The following is an 18242-nucleotide window of genomic DNA, read 5'->3' as shown; positions in this document are numbered from 1 at the left end:
AAAAGAGCTTTAAGCTCTTTTTTTATGCAATAGATTGTAAAAACAAATCTTTTTTATTGTCATTGTCTATTATTACAATCTTTTTTTCTAATTTTAACTTATTTAATTTTTCTAGGATTTTATCTCTTTCGTTTTTATCAAAGTTTAATAGCCAAGAGATATAATCTTTATTTAATTTTTCAGTCCTATCTAGACTTGGATCGTCTTCATTATTTTTTTCTGTTAGTGATCTTTTTACTGATCTTTTTAAATTTGTTACTGGTGGAAAATCTAAAAAAATAATCGTATCACTAGCCTTTAATCTTAAATCCAAAGTGTCTGGATAGTAGCCGTCAAAAATAAATGATTTTTTGTTTTCTATTATATTTTTTTGAATTTTTAAAAATTCCTCATCGCTAATGTGATCTTTATCGTTTATCCACCATATTTTATTTAAGTAAAAAACTTCTATATTAAGCTTTTCTCCTAGCTGTTTGGCAAGAGTTGATTTTCCAGAACCTCCTGATCCAATTATAGTTATTTTTTCCATAATTCCTCCATACCGATTGACTATACTTAAAAAATATTTCTTTGCAACAAGCTACAAAGCAATATCTATGTCGTATTTTGTTTGGTCTGGATAATAGTCTATTAATTTAAAATCATCTATTGTAAAGTCTTTAAATTCTTTTATAGCTGGATTTATTTCAAGCCTTGGCTTACTTTTTTCATCGACTTTTATTTCTAATATTTTTTTTACGCTTGGTATGTGTTTTTTGTAAATGTGGTAATTTTGAATAAAGTGAACAAAATCTCCTGCCTTATATCCTGTAACTTGGGCAACCATTCTTAATAAAACGTAATATTGGAAAGCATTTATTCCTCCTGGTGCTGCGGCTGCCAAAAAATCTCCACTTCTTTGTACCAAAGTAAGGTTTAAATATTCTCCGCTTACTGTCCACATTGTCAAAAATGCACATGGTATCAAAGTCATATCTGCCATATCGTCTACATCAATCAAATTCATAATTAATCTTCTGTTTAGAGGATTATTTTTTATTTGGTCTATTAAACGTTCGATTTGATTTGTCATTTGTCCTGTTTCTGGTGATTTGAATTTTTTATTTATTTGATAGCCATAGGCTGTTCCTAGATTGCCATCTTCATTTTTCCATGAATCCCAATAATTTACTTTGTATTTTTCTTTTAATAAATTTACATCATTTGACCTATCTTGATAAATCCACAAAATTTCTTTTATAGCTGATTTCCAAGCAATTTTTCTTAAACTTATTAGAGGCAATTCTCCTTTCTCATATCTTACGACTTGTTGGGGCAAATATTTTGTGTAAGCACTTTCTCCATCATCCCAAACAGGTCTTACCTCTTTGTTTAATTCTTCTTCGTCATAGCCTTTTTCTAAAATTTCTTTTGCGATTTTTATATATTTTTCATTTACATCCATAATTATATTATAGCAAACCCTCCTGATATTTGATAGCAATTTAAAATTTTTTAAAATGTTTACAAAAAAAGACTGGCTAAACCAGTCTTTAAAATTTTTTAATTTATTTTTTCTTTGTTATTAAATTATAAATATAAATTAAAATTACAGAACCTAGGATTCCTGAAATTAAACTTCCTACAAATCCTGATACGCTTATGTTTACCATTCCAAGTATCCAAGAGCCAATTGCTCCTCCGATAACTCCTACTACTATATTTGCTATAGCTCCCATTTGAGCATCTGTTTTCATTATCATACTTGCAATCCATCCGCACAATGCGCCTATTATAATTGAACTAATCATATTTCTCTCCTTCATATATTTTTTAATTTTTGTAATTATCTTACATATTATTTATACCCAGCTTATTTAAAATCTATCATTTTTTTAAATTTTTCACATAATATAAACTAATTAATAGGATATATTAATTTTAACAATTTTAATAAGGTATAATAAAACAGAGGTGAAACAGATGAATGATATAAATATTTTAATTATTGAAGATGAACAAGGTATTTCAAAAATTATTAAATCTTATCTTGAAAAAGAAGGCTACAATGTCTTTCAAGCTTTTGATGGCAAGGAAGGTTTAGATTTTTTTGAAAATGAACAAATTGATTTGATCTTGCTTGATTTGATGATTCCAAAAATTTCTGGCGAAGATCTTATTAAAGAGATTAGAAACAAGTCTAATGTTCCTGTTATCATGGTTACTGCCAAGGTAAGTGAGGAAAATATTATAAATGGTTTAAAACTTGGCGCTGATGATTATGTTACTAAACCTTTTTCTCCAAAGGAACTTATGCAAAGAATCAAAACTGTTCTTAGAAGAATTGAAAAATATAATATTCCAAGAGCTGACATTATAAAAACAACTGATGGCAGACTTGAAATGGATCTTGAATATAATAGATTTTTCAAAGATGGAGAAGAAATTTTCCTTACAAAAAATGAATTCCAAATAATTAAAACTCTATTTTCAAATCCTAATAAGATTTTTACTAGAGAAGAAATTATAGAAATCACTTTTGGTTTTGACTATGACGCCTACGACAGAGCTATTGATACTCACATTAAAAATATCAGACAAAAAATTGAAGATAATCCAAAAAAACCTGACTATATAAAAACAATTTATGGTATGGGTTATAAATCTGGTGGTGTCGATGACGTCTCTTCGAAATAAAATAATTAGAAACTTTGTTGGAGGAATTTTTGCCTGCATCTTAGTTTTTTCTATTGCAATTTCTTATTTATTAAGTATCTATACAAAAAATTTCCTTGCAACAACTGAGGATAATATGCCTTTGAATATTAAAAAGCAATTTGAAAGTCTTTTGACTGATAATGATGTTTATACTATGAAAGAAAGACTTGGCAAATATTCTAAGGCTTTAAATATTGATATAGAAATTTTAGATAAAAACAATGAGCCAGTAATGCGTTTTAAGGGAAGAAATGACAATGAAAATCCTCTTACTACTACAAAAAGTTACGATATTATAAATCCTAATCTCAATGATTATAGGGGTCAATTAATTATAACTTATGACACTGGTGAAATGGCAGCTAATGAACTTTTAAATAATTTTAGAAATTCAATCATAATTGCAATTGTTATGTCTCTTACTATTGGGATAATTATTGCCTTGGTGCTTTCTACAAATATAACTAATCCTATAAAGCAAATTTCTGATGCAACTTTAAAAATTAAAGATGGCGATTATGATATTAATTTAAAAGAAAGCAAAATTATTGAGCTTGAAAATTTACAAAATAATATAAGGTATCTTTCAAGGAATTTAAAAAATCAAAAATATGTAAGAAAGCAATACGCCCAAGATATTTCTCATGAACTTAGAACTCCAATTACAAATCTACAACTTTATATTGAAGCTATAAAAGATGGAGTTATTGATGTTGATGAGCAAACTCTTTCTTCTTTATTGGAAGAAACTCACAGACTTGAAGGGCTTGTTGTAAATTTAAATAAATCTTTCAATGATAATTCTGAATATTTAAAAATAAATAAAAAAGAATTCGACTTATCTCAACATATAAAACTTATTCTTGATACAATAAAACCAAGACTTACAAAACTTGATATTTCTTTGATTGAAGAAATAAAAGATGGAGTTATGATTTATTCTGATAAGGATAAGATAAGCCAAATAATTCAAAATTTAATTTCAAATGCTATAAAAGCTATAAAAGAAGATGGCTTGATTAGAGTAAGCCTTTATGAAGATAAAAATAATATTTATATTGATATAAAGGATAATGGTGTTGGAATATCTGATGAAAAAAAGAAGTTATTTTTGAGAGATTTTATAGAATTGATGATGCAAGAAACACAAAAACAAACGGACATGGTCTAGGTCTTTCTATTACAAAAAACTTCGTTGAAAGTCTTGGAGGAAAAATAAAATTAAAATCAAAACTAGGAAAAGGCTCAACTTTTTCAGTTATTTTCCCTAAATAATTTTATATATTACAAAAAATTTTGTATATAAATTATTTTTTGATATATTATAATACAGGTGAATTATGAAAAGTAAAAATAATAAAAGAAATAAAAAAGATCAGTCCGCATCAAGACACACGAAAAAAAAAGTAAGAAAAAAAGATATAAAAATTAAATCAAAAAATACAAATATTAATAAAAGATCAAAAAAAAGATTAAAGGAAAAAAAGAGAAAATATATGAGAAGAAGGCTTGCCCTTCTTCTTATCTTGGTTTTTTTAATATTTTTTTATTGTTAAAGCTATTTTTTCTTCAAAAAATAAATTCGAAACTTATAAATATCCAAAATTTAGAGATAATGTAATGAAATCTGTAAGTAAAGAAATTTTTATTGGAAATACTGAAGAAAGAACACTTACAAGTGCAGAAAAAATTGCAGATTTTAATAAACTTACTTATTATGTAAGCAGAAATTACGCTATTGATAAGGAAAACAAAGAAAATTTCAAATCTCTAATGAATCAAACAGACGCTTACAAAAAAAGAATTAAAAATTCAAAATCAGACCAAGAATTTTTTGATGCAATTCAATCATATCTTTCAATCCTCGATGATAATAGAACAAATGTAATTGATATTAAAACTTATAGAAGCATATTTGGATATTACAAAGAAAATAAAGACTCTCCTAGGGGAAAAATTTTAGGAGATGCTCAAGTTGTAAATAGGTACAAAAGACTTCTTGGAAGAAAAGATGATTTAGAAAAAATAGAATTTAAGGAAAATAAAAATATTTTAGAGATAAATATGCCAAGTTTTAATTCAAATGATTTGGAAAAAGACAAAGAAAATTTGAAAAAAATATTGCAAAATAATCAAGAAATTCAAAATATTTTTATTAACTTATCAAATAACGAATCAATTGATGACAAATATGCAAACGAAATTCTTCCTTTGCTAATTCATAAAGATTATTCATACGAAAAAGTTGTATTTTATAGGGGAAATTTATTAAAACAAAGTCTTTCCTACATGAAAAATAACAAGGATAAGGTCAACACTTACTCCTCATTTATGAAAAATCAATCAATAAAATTCCCTGAAAAATCACAAGGCATAAATAAAAATGATTTTATGTATTATGATCAAATAAAAACTGAAATCAAAAAGGATTCCAATTTGCCAGACAAAAAAATATATATATTGACAAATGATAATACAAAAAATGACGCCATTAGATTTGCAAATATTTTAAAAAATACTTCAGATGCTTATGTTGTAAAAAATGGATTTGAAGGAGATAAGTCCAAAAGCGATATTATTTATCATATGAGAACTGAAATTATAAAATTAGATCATTCCGGAATTTTAGTTTCCATTGATTGCGCAAAAAGTTTAGATGAAGATGATAAATATTTAAAATATAGCCAAATTATAAATGCACAAAATCCTTACAAGCAAGTTTTATCTATAATAAAATAATAAAAACTTAATTTTTCCACCTGCCTAGTAGGTGGTTTTTTTCTATCTTATGTTCATTCAAATTATTTAAGCGTACAAAAAAATCCTAAAGGAAATTCCCTTTAGGATTTTTTAATTTATTTTTAAAGATTATTTACGTATTGTTCTCCAATTTTTGCTGTATAAACTTCAATTGCAAGTCCAACAATTAAGAATAAAAATACTAATACAGCTCCAGCTGATGCTTTATTTGTTGCAGATTCTGCCCCATCTTTTGCTTGTTCAACTGTTTTATCTACATCTTTTTTGGCTTTTTCTAAAGAATCTTTTGCATTTTCAATTTGTTTACTAGCTTCTTTTGATGCCTTATCCATTCCATCATAAATATTATTTACAGCCTCTTCGCTTTCCTTTTCAGAAAGATCTGAATTTTTGTAAACTTCTTCTTGGATTGTTTTTTTATCAACAGAATCAGTAATATTTTTAGCCTTTTTCTCTAAAGATTTTGCTAAATCATCAATTATTTGATCAGAATTTTCTGGATTTGTTACAAGTTCTTTTCCAGCTTCTGCAATTTCATCTTTTGATTCATCAAGTTGAGATTTTAAATATCCAGGTTGAAGTTCTTTAACATCAGTTTCTTTTAAAGCATCTTCTATATTTTTTTCAAGCTCTTTTGTATCAACTTCAGAAATTGAATCTCCAACACTTGATAGAACATTTCCTGCCCCATCAGCTGCTGTGCTTGCTACGCTTCCTGCAACATTTCCTGCAGTGTTTGCTACAGATTTTGCAGCAGAAGTTGCAAGTCCAAAAGCAGATGATAAAATGCTAGTTACCAAACCAAATAATAACATTATTGATAAAGCCCAGCTCATAAATCCATGAAGTAAAGATTGTCCTTTTGAAAAAGCTCCAGAAATAAATCCAGAAATTGCAAAAGAAATTATCAAAATAATTATTGTAGCAATTCCTACACCAATTCCCATAGATTGAAGTGGATTTTCATTATTTGGTGAAAAAATTCCAAGACCTAAAGCTCCAACAAGTAAACTTAATACTGTAAAAACAGCTGCAAATGAAATTGCACCAGCGATAATTGAACCCCAAGAAATACTATTATCTCTAGAATAATCATCGTTGTATCTAGCTCTTTTGTGCTCCCTCATTTCGGAAGTTCTTTTCTTCCTATTATTTTCATTATAATTTTCAGTCATAATTCCTCCTTTAAAATTTTATAAAATATAAATAATTTATACATTAAGATTATACTGGAAATATTTTAAGAATCAATTTCAAATTTTCAAATAATTAATTTTTCTAAAGGATTAGTAAATAAAATTAAAATATCCGTTAATATTTTTGTAATTTTTATTTATTTTTATATAAAAAATTTAATATCCATTTTTATTTTTTATATTTGTATAAACTTTGAGCCTCTTCAATTTCTCTTATCATATCTCTGCCCTTTAACATTTTTTTGATATTTTTTACATCCAAAATCAATACATCAGCTGCAATCAATTCGTTTTTTGATTCTTCTTGCAAAAAAGATGTATTTATTACAAGAACAGGTCTTACTCTTTCATTTTTTAATTTTTCAAAATTATCAGCAAGTTTTCTTGCAAATCCTTTATCAATATCTCTTTGCGATTTATAATTTCTAATCTCAATCGCGTATCTTCTTTCATTTTTCTTGGCATATAAATCAAATTTATTGCTTCTTTCAAAGCCTTCTTGATAAGGTTCAACCCAATAAGAAGTACTTTTTAAAGCTTTTGAAATTAACTTTTGATTTGTCAAATCTTCATTTAACATTTTTAAGGCGTTCAAAAGATTTTTTGGTTTTATTTTAAAAATCGCTGTAGTTTTCGCCTCATCTTTGCCAATTATTTTTTCATCAAAACCAACCATCAAATCTTCAACTATATTAAAAGAGCCGTGTGCTATTGCATTTCTAATATGTCTTAACAAGGATTCAGTTTTTGTTTCCCCATCAGATTGAGTCAGAATTAATTTTTGAGAATTTGTACAAATTCTTTTTTTATATTCAGATGCAATTTTTTCGTCAATTTCATTTGTAAACAAACAATCCTCATCTCTTAAATCCATATAAGTCATTATTTCTACAAAAGTATAATAATCATATTCCTTATTTGAAATCAATTCATTTGATTTTGATTGGATCGATGAAATATCTGGCACATACCACAACAAATACGCAAGAGCAGCCCACATATCACTTGATAATTTTATGGGAATTTCCTTATGTATTAGTGAATACTCTCTAGGATTTTTACAATTGTCTTTTTCAAATTTTTCTGTTAATTCCATTTTTACTTCCTTTTTTTATTTTCATTATAATTTTACCCATTAGAAAATTAAAATAAGAAGAATATAAAAAACTCATATCAATAATATTTTATCAATATGAGTTTCTTATAATTTATGTCTTTATGTTTTTATTTGAAAAATTTATTTGTAATTTTTTCTTTTATTTTTTCTACACAAAATCCTAATTCTTCTTGGACTTCTTCTCCTTTGCCGGAAATCCCAAACCTATCTATGCCGATATTTAATCCATCATCTCCAGTAAATTCGCTCCAGCCAAATGTTGATGCCATTTCTATTGAAACTTTTTTTACATTTTTTGGTAAAATTTCATTTTTGTATGAATCTTCTTGCATCCTAAATAATTCCATTGATGGCATTGATACAACTTTTACTTTTTTATTTTCTTCTTCAAGCTTTTTTGAAACTTCTAGGGCAAGAGAAACTTCTGAGCCTGTAGCTATTAAAATTAATTCTGGATTTTCGCAATCTTTTATTACGTAAGCTCCCCTATTAATATCTTCTAAATTTTCTGTTTGTTTTAAATTTGGAAGATTTTGTCTTGTCAAAGAAAGTATTACTGGTGTATTTTGACTTTCTAAGGCAATTTTCCAAGCAAGTCTTGTTTCATTTGCATCTGCTGGCCTTATAACTATAGTATTTGGAATTGACCTTAGCATTGCTAATTGTTCAATAGGTTCGTGAGTTGGTCCGTCTTCTCCAACAGCAATTGAATCATGTGTAAAAACATAAGTTAAAGCATGACCTGATAAAGCTGATAGTCTAATTGCAGCTTTCAAATAATCTGCAAAAACAAAGAAAGTTGACACATGATGAAAACTTCCGCCGTGAGCTATGATTCCATTTCCAATTGCTGCCATAGCAAATTCACGAACTCCATAAAAAATATTTCTTCCACAAGAATTTTCATCACTAAAACCTTTCTCATCTTTTATATCAGTCTTGTTTGATGAAAATAAATCAGCAGAGCCTCCCCAGAAATTTCTTGTGATTTTTGAAAGATCTTGAATAATTTCTCCGCTTGATGCTCTTGTTGCAAGAGCTTTCATTGATGAATCATATTTTTTTACATCTTTCATAAAATCTTTAGGAAGTTTTCTATTAATTCCTATCATTAATTCCTTATAATCTTCTGGATATTTTTCCTCATAATTTTTAAGAATTTCATCCCATTTTTCGTTTTCTTCTTTGCCATTTTTTAAAATTCCATCTTCAAAAGTTTTATAAACTTCATCTGGCACTTCAAAATCTTCAAATTCCCAGCCATAATTTTTTTTGGCTAAAGAAAAATCATCTTCTCCTATCGGAGCACCATGAACTTTATTTGTTCCTTGATTTTTTGAACCATATCCTATAATAGTTTTTACTTCAATCAATGTTGGACCATTTTGATTTTCTTTTGCTTTTATTATAGCCTTATAAATTTCTTCAAGATTATTTCCATCTTTTACTTTTAAATAATTCCAATTTTGTGCACTAACTCTTTTTTCAACATTTTCAGAAAATGATGATGAAAGATTACCATCTAAACAAATATCGTTTGAATCATATAAAACGATTAATTTATTTAGGTTAAGATGTCCTGCAAGACTCATCGCCTCATAAGAAATCCCCTCCATAAGATCGCCATCTCCACAAAGAGCATAGGTATAATGGTCAATAATTTTTAAATCATTTTTATTGTAAAGAGCTTGCATGTGTTTTTCTGCAATAGCAAGACCTACAGCTTGACCTATACCTTGACCAAGAGGCCCAGTTGTAACCTCTACTCCTTTGGTGTGTGAATATTCTGGATGTCCTGGAGTTTTTGAACCTTTTTGTCTAAATTGTTTTAAATCATCAATTGATAAATCATATCCTGACAAATGCAAAAGCGAATAAAGCATTGCAGAGCCATGGCCTGCTGATAAAACAAACCTATCTCTATCAAACCAATTTTCATTTTTTGGATTTGCTTTTAAAATTTTATTAAACAAAACATAAGCCATAGGACTTGCTCCCATAGGAAGTCCAGGATGGCCACTATTTGCTTTTTCTATTTGAGCAAGGGACAAACATCTTATAGCATTAACTGCTAGTTGATCATTTTTTGTAAACATTGATTCTCCTTATATATTTTTATTTGTAAATTTTATTTTTGAATAAGAAAAAGGCTTTGCAAAATATTTTAAACATTGTGCAAAGCCATTTTTTAATTAACGATTTTCGAAAGCTTCCCAATCTTTTTTAAATGATTCTATGCCTGCATCTGTCAATGGATGAGACCATAGTTTTTCGAATAAAGTTCCTGGGATTGTTGCTATGTGAGCTCCCGCTAAAGCAGCTTCTTCTAGATGACCAATATGTCTTATGCTTGCTGCAATTATTTGTGAATCATATCCGTAAATATCTATAACATCTCTTAATTCACTTACTAATTTTGCTCCAGATTCTCCCATGTCATCTATTCTTCCCATAAATGGAGAAATATATGTTGCTCCAGCTTTCATAGCCATTAATCCTTGAGATACAGAAAATATTAGTGTACAGTTAGTTTTTATTTTTTCTTTTGACAAAATATTTATTGCTTTCAATCCTTCTTCTGTCATAGGAATTTTTACAACAATATTTTCTGCCCATTTTGATAAAGCTCTTGCTTGTTCAACCATTCCCTCACATTCATAGCTTGTTACTTCTGCTGATACAGGACCATCTACAAGCTTACAAATTTCTTTTACGACCTCTTCAAAATCTCTACCTTCTTTTTTTATAATAGATGGATTTGTTGTTACTCCGTCGCAAAGTCCAAGGTCGTTTACTCTTTTTATTTCTTCAATATTTGCTGTGTCTAAGAAAAATTTCATTTTAACTCCTAACTTTCTTCTAACAATTAAAATATTTCGTTTATTTTATTTTTAAAATCAATGGCAGCTTGTTTAGGATTTTCCGCTTCTGCTATAGATCTACCTGCTATAAAAGCATTAACATTTATTCCCTTAAATAATTCAAGAGTATCTACATCAAGCCCACCTGTAACTGAAACCTTAAAGCCCATTTCTACCAATTTTTTAATTTTATCTAAATCTTTATCTCCCCAGCTTTGTCCACTAAGAAGGGCATCTCTTGATTGATGATAAACAACTTGTTCTATTCCAATATTTTTCCAATCTTTTGCTTGATCGAATGTCCAATCTCCATATAATTCTACTTGAAGTTCGTCTATTTCTTTGTTAGCCGCTTGCATTGTTTGTATTGTTGCACAGCAGATAACAGTCATCCAATCAGCTCCTGCATCTTTGCAATTTTTAGCGACAGTTTTTCCAGCATCTGCACATTTTGTATCTGCAAGAATTGTTTTTTCTGGATATAAAGCTCTTATTGCTCTTACAGGTTCCATACCATCTTGCAAGCAAAGTACAGTTCCAACTTCTAAAATATCTACTACATCTCCAACTTCTCTAACTGTAACTAGAGCTTCACTTAAAGATTGACTATCAAGCGCTATTTGTAGTTTTGGTTTTGCCATAACTTTCTCCTTATTTTAGTTTTTCACTTAAAAATTCGTAAGAATTTTTTATTATTTCCTTATAATTTTCTTCTCCATGATCCCAAAATTCGCCAGTATAGATTTGAACTTTTTGATTTTTTAATTCTTTTATACATCTTTCATATTCTGTATGACCACCAGATCCAAATTGCATATCCCTATAAATTCCAGGATTTGTTTCTTTAAGGTGAGCTGCAAAAATATGTCCCTTGCCTTTTTTTATGTCTTCAACTACATCCTTGTTATATTTTACAGATGCGTTTTTTAAGTTGCCAATATCTGGATATATTCCAAGATATGGACTATCAACAAGATTAACATATTCCATAGCTTTTTCTACAGTATCCATAAATTCTGTTTCCATGGTTTCAAAAGCAAGTATAACTCCATATTTTGATGCAAAGTCCACCGCTTTAAATAAATTTTCTATAAAATATTTTTTGTTTTTTCATTTGATTTTTCGTAATAAACATCATAACCTGCAAGTTGAATTATTTTTATAGAATTAATATCAGCAAATTCTAAAGCTTTTTGCATAATGTCAAGGCTTTTTTTTCTGATTTGTTCGTCATTTGAACCAAAAGGATACTTTCTATGTCCTGACAAACACATTGTCCTTACTCTCATGTCATTATCAATTTGTGCCTTTAGAAGTTTTTTGGAAAAACCATTTGTAAGCCTATTTAATTTTTCATCTGACTCATCTATGCTAATTTCTAACTGATTAAATCCTATTTTTTTTGCAAGTTTTAATTTTTCATTTATATCTAATCTATTTGGCAGAGCCTTTTCGTATATTCCTAGATTAATTTTGTCCATAATAAGCATCTTTTCCATGTTTTCTTAGGTAATGTTTATCAAGAAGATTATCACTCATAGATTCATTTTTTCCAAGAGAAACTAAGTGCCAATTCATAAAAGCAACTTCTTCTAAGACTACTGAATGAAATACTGAATCATTTGCATCTTTTCCAAACACAAATGGGCCATGATTTGCTACCAACACAGCTGGCACATCTTTTGGAGAAATATTTTTTTCTTCAAAACATTCTATTATTACAAGACCAGTATTTTTTTCGTAGTCATTTTTGATTTCTTCTTTTTTCATATCTCTTGTTACAGGAATACTTCCGTAAAAATAATCTGCATGAGTTGTTCCCATAGCTTTTATATCAAGCTTTGCTTGTGACATAATTGTTGCCCATCTTGAATGAGTATGAGTTATACCACCAATTTCTTTATACTTTTTATAAAGTTCAAGATGTGTTGGAGTATCGCTAGAAGGTTTTAAATTACCTTCTACGATATTTCCATCTAAATCAACAACAATCATATCACTTGCTTTCATGCTATCATAATCAACACCTGATGGTTTTATTACAACATATTTTCTATCTGGAGTGATTTCTGAAACATTTCCCCAAGTAAATTTAACTAGATCATATTTTGGCAATAATAAATTTGCCTTGTAGACCCTTTCTTTTATATCTTCTAGCATTTTAACCAACTTATTTTTCTAAAAGATTATGTTCTTTAATCTTTTCAATAGCTTCATCTTTAGAAAGAATATTTTTCATTCCAATTATTTCAACACCTTTTGATTTTAACGCATCAAAATCTTTGGTGAAATTAATAGCACAGAATATAACATCAGCATTTCTACCTGTAGATTTTCCTTCTGACAAGGAGCAATGAGATATATCAAGTTTTCCTTTATAATCCAACTCTTTAAATGCTTGTTTGATTTTATTCATCATCATTAAAGAAGTTCCAGCTCCATTTGCACACGCTACTATTACTTTCATTTTTTCCTCCTATTTGTTTTCAATTGTTTCTTTGTACTTTTCGTAATCCTCAGTTATCATGAAATAACCTTTTTTGTTCTTTTTGTATTGAATTTGAGGTATAACTATCAAGAAAATTGCTACTATTGCTACACCAACATATTGGATATTATTAATCAATACTGTAAATGCTGGCCATACTGTTGCCCAGTCGAACATTCCTAAGTATCCACCATATTGAGCAAGTCCTGTATATGTTGCTATAAAAGCAGAACCAAATACTTGAATTAGTCCAGATATAAATGGCATCAAGAAAGCTGCTTTATATCCTCCTCTATTATTAGCATATACCCCAATTACGGCATTATCAAAAAATAAAGGTACAAATCCTGCAATTATTAATGTAGGAGATTTTAGTAAAAATAGGATTGCTATTGCTAAAAATTGACCTAAAGCACCAAACATAAATCCAATTGTAACAGCATTTGCTGCACCAAATCCGAAAACTGCAGCACAGTCTATTCCTGGAAGAGCTCCTGGTAAAAGTTTATTTTGAATTCCATCAAATGATGCAGTCAACTCTCCAACGAAAGTTCTAACTCCTAATTGTAAAATAGCTAAATTTACAGCAAAACTAAATGATGATTGAAGTATATAGAAGAAGAAATTATCTTCCATTGTTAAAGCTTCTTGAGCTACTAAATATTCTTTTCCCAAAACACCTTGGATTATTCCAAAGAATAAAGTCATTAGTATAGCAGTTGCTACCATATTTTCATTGAAAATTGACAAAAATCCAGGAAGTTCTATATCATCAATATCTTTACTTTGATCTTTTTTATTTGCAAATAATTTATCACTTAACCAGCAAGCAAGTCTAATACCAAACATTTGTTGGTGAGCTATACAAAAACCAGCCCCATCAGTTAAGCGTTGTGTATCTTCAACTGTTAAGTTACTACCAACAGCCCAATAAAGTCCTAAAAGAATTGCCATTATAACAAGTATAGGAGTTTGTCCTAACTTTGGAAAGCAAAAAACTATTAACCAAAAAGCTGTAGCAGCTTGTTGCATTTGTACGTGTCCTGTTGTAAAAACAGCTCTCATTTTTGTAATATTTTTTAATCTTACCAAAATAATATTTACAATAAAGGCAACCAATAACAAAATCATTACTTGAGAAAATGATTTACCTAAATGTTCCATACCTTCAGTAACTGCGTTTTGTCCAAAATAAGGATCTATTACAGTTGCAGAAATATTAAATCTGTCCTTTAGTCCTGTAAGAATCGGTCTAAATGTTGAAACAAGTCCACCAGAACCTACCATCAAAATCATATATCCTACAGTAGCCTTAATAAAACCAGCTAAAGCTTCATACCATTTTTTTCCATCTAACAAATAACCAATTAAAACCAAAAATCCTATAAAAAACGCTGGTTTTGTGAGAATATTTTTTACAAATCCATTTAAAATACTTAAAATTATATCCATATTTTTCTCCTAAATATTATATTTTTTTGAAATTTTTATTAAATCATCTACGTTCTTAGCTTGATTAAAAGCTTCTACTATTTCTTCATCACACAAAATATCAGAAAGTTGTGCTATATTTTCCAAATGTTTTTCATTATTTTCACTTGCTATTGTAAAAAATATTTTCGCATCCTTATCCCTATCATTTTCATCAAATACAACTGGATTTTCTACTTTCATAAAAGCTACAGCAGTATCTTTCACTCCATCAGCACATTCTTGACAATGTGGCATGGCAACTCCAGGAATTAAAACTATGTATGGACCATATTTTTCAACTGTTTCTATAACTTGTTTAGCATACGAATCATCTACAATATCCTTTTCCACTAGCTTATTACAAGATTTTATAATAGCATCTTGCCAGGTATCGATTTTATCATAAAAATCAAATAAACCCTTTTCAATAATTTCACTAATCATTATTATCCTCACTTATATGTAGGCGCTGCCAAAAATTTGACAGCACTTATTATTTTACAAAATAGATTTAAAAGGAACATTCCTTTCATTATCAAATGCATCTTCAAATCCAGGTCTATATCTAAATTCTAATTCATCTTTCATCTTAGGCCATACGTATTTGCCACCTACATCCCAAATATATGGATGGAATTTATATTTTGACCTATCTTTTCTATATTGCCATAAATATTTTATTTCTTTAGGATCAGCTTTGAAGTTAGTCCAAACATCATAGTGAATTGGAATTACAACTTCGCATCCTACTGATTCAGCCATTCTTAAAATATCAATTGAAGTCATCTTGTCTTGATTTCCAACAGGATTATCTCCATAAGAACCAAACGCAATATCTACGTCATATTTTTTTCCAACTTCTGCAAAACCAATTGAAAAATGAGAATCACCTGTATGATATACGCTACCAGCTGGCATTTTTATTAAATAATTTACAGCCTTTTGATCCATATTTGTAGGACAAACTCCTTCAATATCTTCTCCTACTTCAGTAGTAACCAAACAAGTTCTATCAAAACTGTCCAAAACAACTATAGTAGTATCTTTAATTTTAATTTCATCTCCTGGTTTAACCATTTTGCATCTTTCTTCTGGAACACCATAAGACAACCATTTTTTTACAGATTCTTCAGGACCTATAAAAGGAACATCTTCTGGACAATTTTTCAAAACTGCTGCAGCAAAGAAAGGATCAATATGATCATTATGATAATGAGTAGATAAAACTGCATCAACATTTTTAACTGCAAAAGGATCAAAGACAATTGGATTTGCTCTTAAATTTGGTTGAAGAGCTTTTCCACCAGTCATATTTCTCATTTGATGATATGGTTGCATCTCTTTAACTTTTTTTGTTCTCTTTCCATTACCAAACCAAAGATCCACAGCTATGTTAGTATTATTTTCAGTTTTAAACCAAATACCAGTACATCCTATCCACCACATAGCAAATGTGCCTTTTTCTACAACTTCTTCATCAATTTCTTCATTTAGCCACGTTCCCCATTCTGGAAAAGCATTTAAAATCCAATTTTCTCTTGTGATTTCGTCAACTTTGCTCATTAATACCTCCAATTTTTCATTTTCTTTTTTTCTTTGATATTATAATATAATAATTATTTTGAACGGTCAAGCATAAAAAACACATTTTTGCATATATTTTACGATTGTTTCTTTCGTTATTTGATTTTTTTATAATTTAGAAAGGTTTTTTTTAAAATTCTAATCAAATTAATGGATTCTTTTGATTTTTTTGTAAGTATAGGTTATCATTTAAAGAGAGGTAGTTATGAAAATTAAAAAAACAATCGTAAATAACAGAAGAAATAATATATTAAAATTTATAAAGGATAATAAACAAGCAAAAACAAATGAGCTTGTCGAAATATTTAAAGTTTCTGAAATAACAATAAGAAGAGATTTGGATTATCTTCAATCAATAGGAAAAATAGAAAGATTTTATGGAGGAGCAGAATATAACGAATCCAACAGCTGTAAAAATCTAACTATTGAAAATAACAAAGAAAAAATCGCAAAAAAATGTGCCGATTTTATAAAAGAAAATGATGATATTTTTATAAATTCATCATCGACAGCCCTAGGAGTTTTAAAATATCTCAAAAATAAAAGGATAAATGTTATAACAAATAACGCAAAAGCATCTTATATTGATATAGACCCCTTAGTCAATGTGATTTTAACTGGCGGCAGGGTTTCTTATCCAAAAAACGCACTTACCGGTACTTTTGCTTTAAATAATCTCAAAACTGTTGCATCAGATATTTCAATCCTAGGAATTTCTGGTGTATCTGAAAGCGGAGAATTAACTACGTCAGTTATAGATGAAGTTGAAATAAACCAATATATGATAAATGAATCTACAAGCAAAAATATTTTGGTATGCGATTCAAGCAAATTTTCAAAAACCGCAAATTTTAAAATAGGAACAATAGAAAATATAGATATTCTGATAACAGATAGCTCTATGCCAAGAAGTATTTTAGAATATGCCGAAAGTTTAGGAATCAAAGTTATACTTGTATAAGACAAGTTTTAAATAACGATTTTATGATTGAATTGAATGTTTATAAAGAAAAAAGAATTAGCTCTTAGGCAAAAGGCTAATTCTTTTTTTGTAAAAATATTTAATTTTATCGGCATTTTTTTATTTTTCAAAAATGAAATAAATTAATTTGCTTATCCCATAATTAAAGATAAAATATTTTTCCCATAAGTTGATAGGTAAACTTCCATTTCATTATCTTTTAAAAATTCATCTATTGTATTTTTTGCAATTATAAAAGCATCTTTGTCAGGATAGCCATAAATTCCTGATGAAATTAAGGGAAAAGCTATAGACTTTATTCCTTTTTTCTTGGCAATATTTAAAGAATTTTTGTAGGCATCTTGAAGGATTTTTTGACAAGCTTCCTTATACATTTCATTATAAACAGGGCCTACTGCATGGATTATATATTTTTGATAAAGTTTAAATCCATCTGTAATCACAGCCTCGCCTGGTTTAATTGGGGATAATTTTTGACAAGCTTTTTTTAACTTTTCTCTTCCTGCTTTTTCAAAAATTTGCCCGCAAATTCCGCCACCTTCAACCAAGTCTACGTTCGCAGCATTTACAATTGCATCTACATTTAATTTTAAAATATCTATATCAATAACTTTTAACGCCATAATAACTCCTTTTATATATTATAACTTGAAATTTAAAAAAATCATAATATACTATTCTTGTAGGATTTTTTTAAAATTTAAAATTAATATAATTAATTTACAAGTGTAAAATTTAAAGTATAATTAAAATGAAAATAAGAATACTTTAAATTTTATTTTAAAAAGAAAGTAAGGGATAAATAATGATAAATAAATTTACAAAAATCAAAAATTTCATACCAGTCTATTTTAAGGCAATGAGAAATAAAGAAACTCCAAAACTTGCAAAAATTTTGGGACTTGGAGCAATTTTATATGCAGTAATGCCCGCTGATTTTGTAAATGATATGATTCCATTTTTGGGGATTTTGGATGATGCTATTGTCCTCCCATTTTTAATATATGTAACAAGCAAAATGATTCCTGATTCAATAATGCAAAAGGAAAAAGTTGAATATATAGAAGAAAACAAATAAAAAGAC

The 18242-nt window shown here is 28.3% G+C and carries 21 protein-coding genes and 1 pseudogene; 6 read left to right on the top strand and 16 right to left on the bottom strand.

Annotation, left to right across the window (positions count from 1 at the left end):
• Positions 1–22 precede the first annotated feature (22 nt).
• The 3 genes from HGAG_RS00550 to HGAG_RS00540 form a co-directional block, all read right to left on the bottom strand.
• A complete protein-coding gene (locus HGAG_RS00550) occupies positions 23–529 on the bottom strand; it encodes an AAA family ATPase (RefSeq protein ID WP_019117461.1) in 507 nt (168 codons plus the stop codon).
• Between the two features lie 51 nt (positions 530–580).
• Positions 581–1444 (bottom strand): thymidylate synthase, encoded by an 864-nt coding sequence (gene thyA, locus HGAG_RS00545; protein ID WP_019117460.1) that lies wholly within the window; start codon positions 1442–1444, stop codon positions 581–583.
• Positions 1445–1547: 103 nt separating this feature from the next.
• Positions 1548–1790, bottom strand: coding sequence for a GlsB/YeaQ/YmgE family stress response membrane protein (locus HGAG_RS00540; RefSeq protein WP_019117459.1), 243 nt, complete (start codon positions 1788–1790; stop codon positions 1548–1550).
• A gap of 172 nt (positions 1791–1962) precedes the next feature.
• Between HGAG_RS00540 and HGAG_RS00535 the strand changes: the two genes are divergently transcribed.
• The 4 genes and pseudogenes from HGAG_RS00535 to HGAG_RS10295 all read left to right on the top strand — a co-directional run bounded on the left by HGAG_RS00535 (position 1963) and on the right by HGAG_RS10295 (position 5436).
• Positions 1963–2676: a response regulator transcription factor gene (locus HGAG_RS00535; RefSeq protein ID WP_004839074.1), complete on the top strand. Its 714-nt coding sequence runs from the start codon at positions 1963–1965 to the stop codon at positions 2674–2676.
• A pseudogene (locus tag HGAG_RS10300) lies at positions 2627–3972 on the top strand (sensor histidine kinase). Before HGAG_RS00535 ends, HGAG_RS10300 begins: the two are co-directional and overlap by 50 nt.
• Before the next feature lie 65 nt (positions 3973–4037).
• Positions 4038–4253 (top strand): hypothetical protein, encoded by a 216-nt coding sequence (locus tag HGAG_RS11795; RefSeq protein ID WP_019117458.1) that lies wholly within the window; start codon positions 4038–4040, stop codon positions 4251–4253.
• Between the two features lie 64 nt (positions 4254–4317).
• On the top strand, positions 4318–5436 hold the full coding sequence (locus tag HGAG_RS10295) for a S41 family peptidase (protein ID WP_019117457.1): 1119 nt from the start codon (positions 4318–4320) through the stop codon (positions 5434–5436).
• A 122-nt stretch (positions 5437–5558) separates the two neighbouring features.
• Here HGAG_RS10295 and HGAG_RS00520 read toward each other — a convergent pair whose 3' ends face one another.
• The 12 genes from HGAG_RS00520 to ulaG form a co-directional block, all read right to left on the bottom strand.
• Positions 5559–6632: a hypothetical protein gene (locus HGAG_RS00520; RefSeq protein ID WP_019117456.1), complete on the bottom strand. Its 1074-nt coding sequence runs from the start codon at positions 6630–6632 to the stop codon at positions 5559–5561.
• A gap of 190 nt (positions 6633–6822) precedes the next feature.
• Complete coding sequence (locus tag HGAG_RS00515) at positions 6823–7749, bottom strand: hypothetical protein (protein ID WP_019117455.1); 927 nt, start codon at positions 7747–7749, stop codon at positions 6823–6825.
• A gap of 128 nt (positions 7750–7877) precedes the next feature.
• Positions 7878–9866, bottom strand: coding sequence for a transketolase (gene tkt / locus HGAG_RS00510; protein WP_019117454.1), 1989 nt, complete (start codon positions 9864–9866; stop codon positions 7878–7880).
• A gap of 96 nt (positions 9867–9962) precedes the next feature.
• Positions 9963–10610 (bottom strand): fructose-6-phosphate aldolase, encoded by a 648-nt coding sequence (gene fsa, locus HGAG_RS00505; RefSeq protein ID WP_004839080.1) that lies wholly within the window; start codon positions 10608–10610, stop codon positions 9963–9965.
• Positions 10611–10636: 26 nt separating this feature from the next.
• Complete coding sequence (locus HGAG_RS00500; protein ID WP_019117453.1) at positions 10637–11272, bottom strand: 3-keto-L-gulonate-6-phosphate decarboxylase UlaD; 636 nt, start codon at positions 11270–11272, stop codon at positions 10637–10639.
• A gap of 10 nt (positions 11273–11282) precedes the next feature.
• Entirely contained in the window at positions 11283–11702 is a 420-nt protein-coding gene (locus HGAG_RS11790) for a TIM barrel protein (protein WP_244263782.1), read from the bottom strand.
• Between the two features lie 17 nt (positions 11703–11719).
• The gene (locus HGAG_RS11785) at positions 11720–12112 is read right to left on the bottom strand and encodes a TIM barrel protein (protein WP_019117451.1); all 393 of its coding nucleotides are present in this window, start codon (positions 12110–12112) and stop codon (positions 11720–11722) included.
• Positions 12099–12791 (bottom strand): L-ribulose-5-phosphate 4-epimerase, encoded by a 693-nt coding sequence (locus HGAG_RS00490; protein WP_019117450.1) that lies wholly within the window; start codon positions 12789–12791, stop codon positions 12099–12101. Before HGAG_RS00490 ends, HGAG_RS11785 begins: the two co-directional genes overlap by 14 nt.
• Before the next feature lie 10 nt (positions 12792–12801).
• A complete protein-coding gene (locus tag HGAG_RS00485; protein ID WP_004839084.1) occupies positions 12802–13098 on the bottom strand; it encodes a PTS sugar transporter subunit IIB in 297 nt (98 codons plus the stop codon).
• A 9-nt stretch (positions 13099–13107) separates the two neighbouring features.
• Positions 13108–14571 carry a PTS ascorbate transporter subunit IIC gene (locus HGAG_RS00480; RefSeq protein ID WP_019117449.1) on the bottom strand — a complete coding sequence of 488 codons (1464 nt, stop codon included), beginning with the start codon at positions 14569–14571 and terminating at the stop codon, positions 13108–13110.
• A 9-nt stretch (positions 14572–14580) separates the two neighbouring features.
• Positions 14581–15036, bottom strand: a complete 456-nt coding sequence (locus tag HGAG_RS00475) for a PTS sugar transporter subunit IIA (RefSeq protein WP_019117448.1) — start codon at positions 15034–15036, stop codon at positions 14581–14583.
• Between the two features lie 54 nt (positions 15037–15090).
• The gene (ulaG, locus tag HGAG_RS00470; RefSeq protein ID WP_004839087.1) at positions 15091–16155 is read right to left on the bottom strand and encodes an L-ascorbate 6-phosphate lactonase; all 1065 of its coding nucleotides are present in this window, start codon (positions 16153–16155) and stop codon (positions 15091–15093) included.
• A 226-nt stretch (positions 16156–16381) separates the two neighbouring features.
• Between ulaG and HGAG_RS00465 the strand changes: the two genes are divergently transcribed.
• Entirely contained in the window at positions 16382–17137 is a 756-nt protein-coding gene (locus HGAG_RS00465) for a DeoR/GlpR family DNA-binding transcription regulator (protein ID WP_004839088.1), read from the top strand.
• A gap of 152 nt (positions 17138–17289) precedes the next feature.
• On the opposite strand, the gene HGAG_RS00460 is transcribed toward HGAG_RS00465, so the two are convergent.
• Entirely contained in the window at positions 17290–17781 is a 492-nt protein-coding gene (locus tag HGAG_RS00460) for a macro domain-containing protein (RefSeq protein WP_019117447.1), read from the bottom strand.
• A 182-nt stretch (positions 17782–17963) separates the two neighbouring features.
• Here HGAG_RS00460 and HGAG_RS00455 point away from each other — a divergent pair, with 182 nt between their 5' ends.
• Positions 17964–18236: a YkvA family protein gene (locus HGAG_RS00455; protein WP_019117446.1), complete on the top strand. Its 273-nt coding sequence runs from the start codon at positions 17964–17966 to the stop codon at positions 18234–18236.
• Positions 18237–18242 lie beyond the last annotated feature (6 nt).

Source organism: Anaerococcus obesiensis ph10 (genome assembly GCF_000311745.1).
In the GTDB taxonomy this organism is placed as follows: Bacteria; Bacillota; Clostridia; order Tissierellales; family Peptoniphilaceae; genus Anaerococcus; species Anaerococcus vaginalis.
The sequence above is the reverse complement of the archived record's forward strand: the minus strand, read 5'-3'. Positions and strand labels throughout refer to the sequence as shown.

Coding starts and splice junctions, on each gene's coding strand:
- HGAG_RS00550 (WP_019117461.1), bottom strand. CDS start 529: ATGGAAAAAATAACTATAATTGGATCAGGAGGTTCTGGAAAATCAACT.
- thyA (WP_019117460.1), bottom strand. CDS start 1,444: ATGGATGTAAATGAAAAATATATAAAAATCGCAAAAGAAATTTTAGAA.
- HGAG_RS00540 (WP_019117459.1), bottom strand. CDS start 1,790: ATGATTAGTTCAATTATAATAGGCGCATTGTGCGGATGGATTGCAAGT.
- HGAG_RS00535 (WP_004839074.1), top strand. CDS start 1,963: ATGAATGATATAAATATTTTAATTATTGAAGATGAACAAGGTATTTCA.
- HGAG_RS11795 (WP_019117458.1), top strand. CDS start 4,038: ATGAAAAGTAAAAATAATAAAAGAAATAAAAAAGATCAGTCCGCATCA.
- HGAG_RS10295 (WP_019117457.1), top strand. CDS start 4,318: ATGAAATCTGTAAGTAAAGAAATTTTTATTGGAAATACTGAAGAAAGA.
- HGAG_RS00520 (WP_019117456.1), bottom strand. CDS start 6,632: ATGACTGAAAATTATAATGAAAATAATAGGAAGAAAAGAACTTCCGAA.
- HGAG_RS00515 (WP_019117455.1), bottom strand. CDS start 7,749: ATGGAATTAACAGAAAAATTTGAAAAAGACAATTGTAAAAATCCTAGA.
- tkt (WP_019117454.1), bottom strand. CDS start 9,866: ATGTTTACAAAAAATGATCAACTAGCAGTTAATGCTATAAGATGTTTG.
- fsa (WP_004839080.1), bottom strand. CDS start 10,610: ATGAAATTTTTCTTAGACACAGCAAATATTGAAGAAATAAAAAGAGTA.
- HGAG_RS00500 (WP_019117453.1), bottom strand. CDS start 11,272: ATGGCAAAACCAAAACTACAAATAGCGCTTGATAGTCAATCTTTAAGT.
- HGAG_RS11785 (WP_019117451.1), bottom strand. CDS start 12,112: ATGGACAAAATTAATCTAGGAATATACGAAAAGGCTCTGCCAAATAGA.
- HGAG_RS00490 (WP_019117450.1), bottom strand. CDS start 12,791: ATGCTAGAAGATATAAAAGAAAGGGTCTACAAGGCAAATTTATTATTG.
- HGAG_RS00485 (WP_004839084.1), bottom strand. CDS start 13,098: ATGAAAGTAATAGTAGCGTGTGCAAATGGAGCTGGAACTTCTTTAATG.
- HGAG_RS00480 (WP_019117449.1), bottom strand. CDS start 14,571: ATGGATATAATTTTAAGTATTTTAAATGGATTTGTAAAAAATATTCTC.
- HGAG_RS00475 (WP_019117448.1), bottom strand. CDS start 15,036: ATGATTAGTGAAATTATTGAAAAGGGTTTATTTGATTTTTATGATAAA.
- ulaG (WP_004839087.1), bottom strand. CDS start 16,155: ATGAGCAAAGTTGACGAAATCACAAGAGAAAATTGGATTTTAAATGCT.
- HGAG_RS00465 (WP_004839088.1), top strand. CDS start 16,382: ATGAAAATTAAAAAAACAATCGTAAATAACAGAAGAAATAATATATTA.
- HGAG_RS00460 (WP_019117447.1), bottom strand. CDS start 17,781: ATGGCGTTAAAAGTTATTGATATAGATATTTTAAAATTAAATGTAGAT.
- HGAG_RS00455 (WP_019117446.1), top strand. CDS start 17,964: ATGATAAATAAATTTACAAAAATCAAAAATTTCATACCAGTCTATTTT.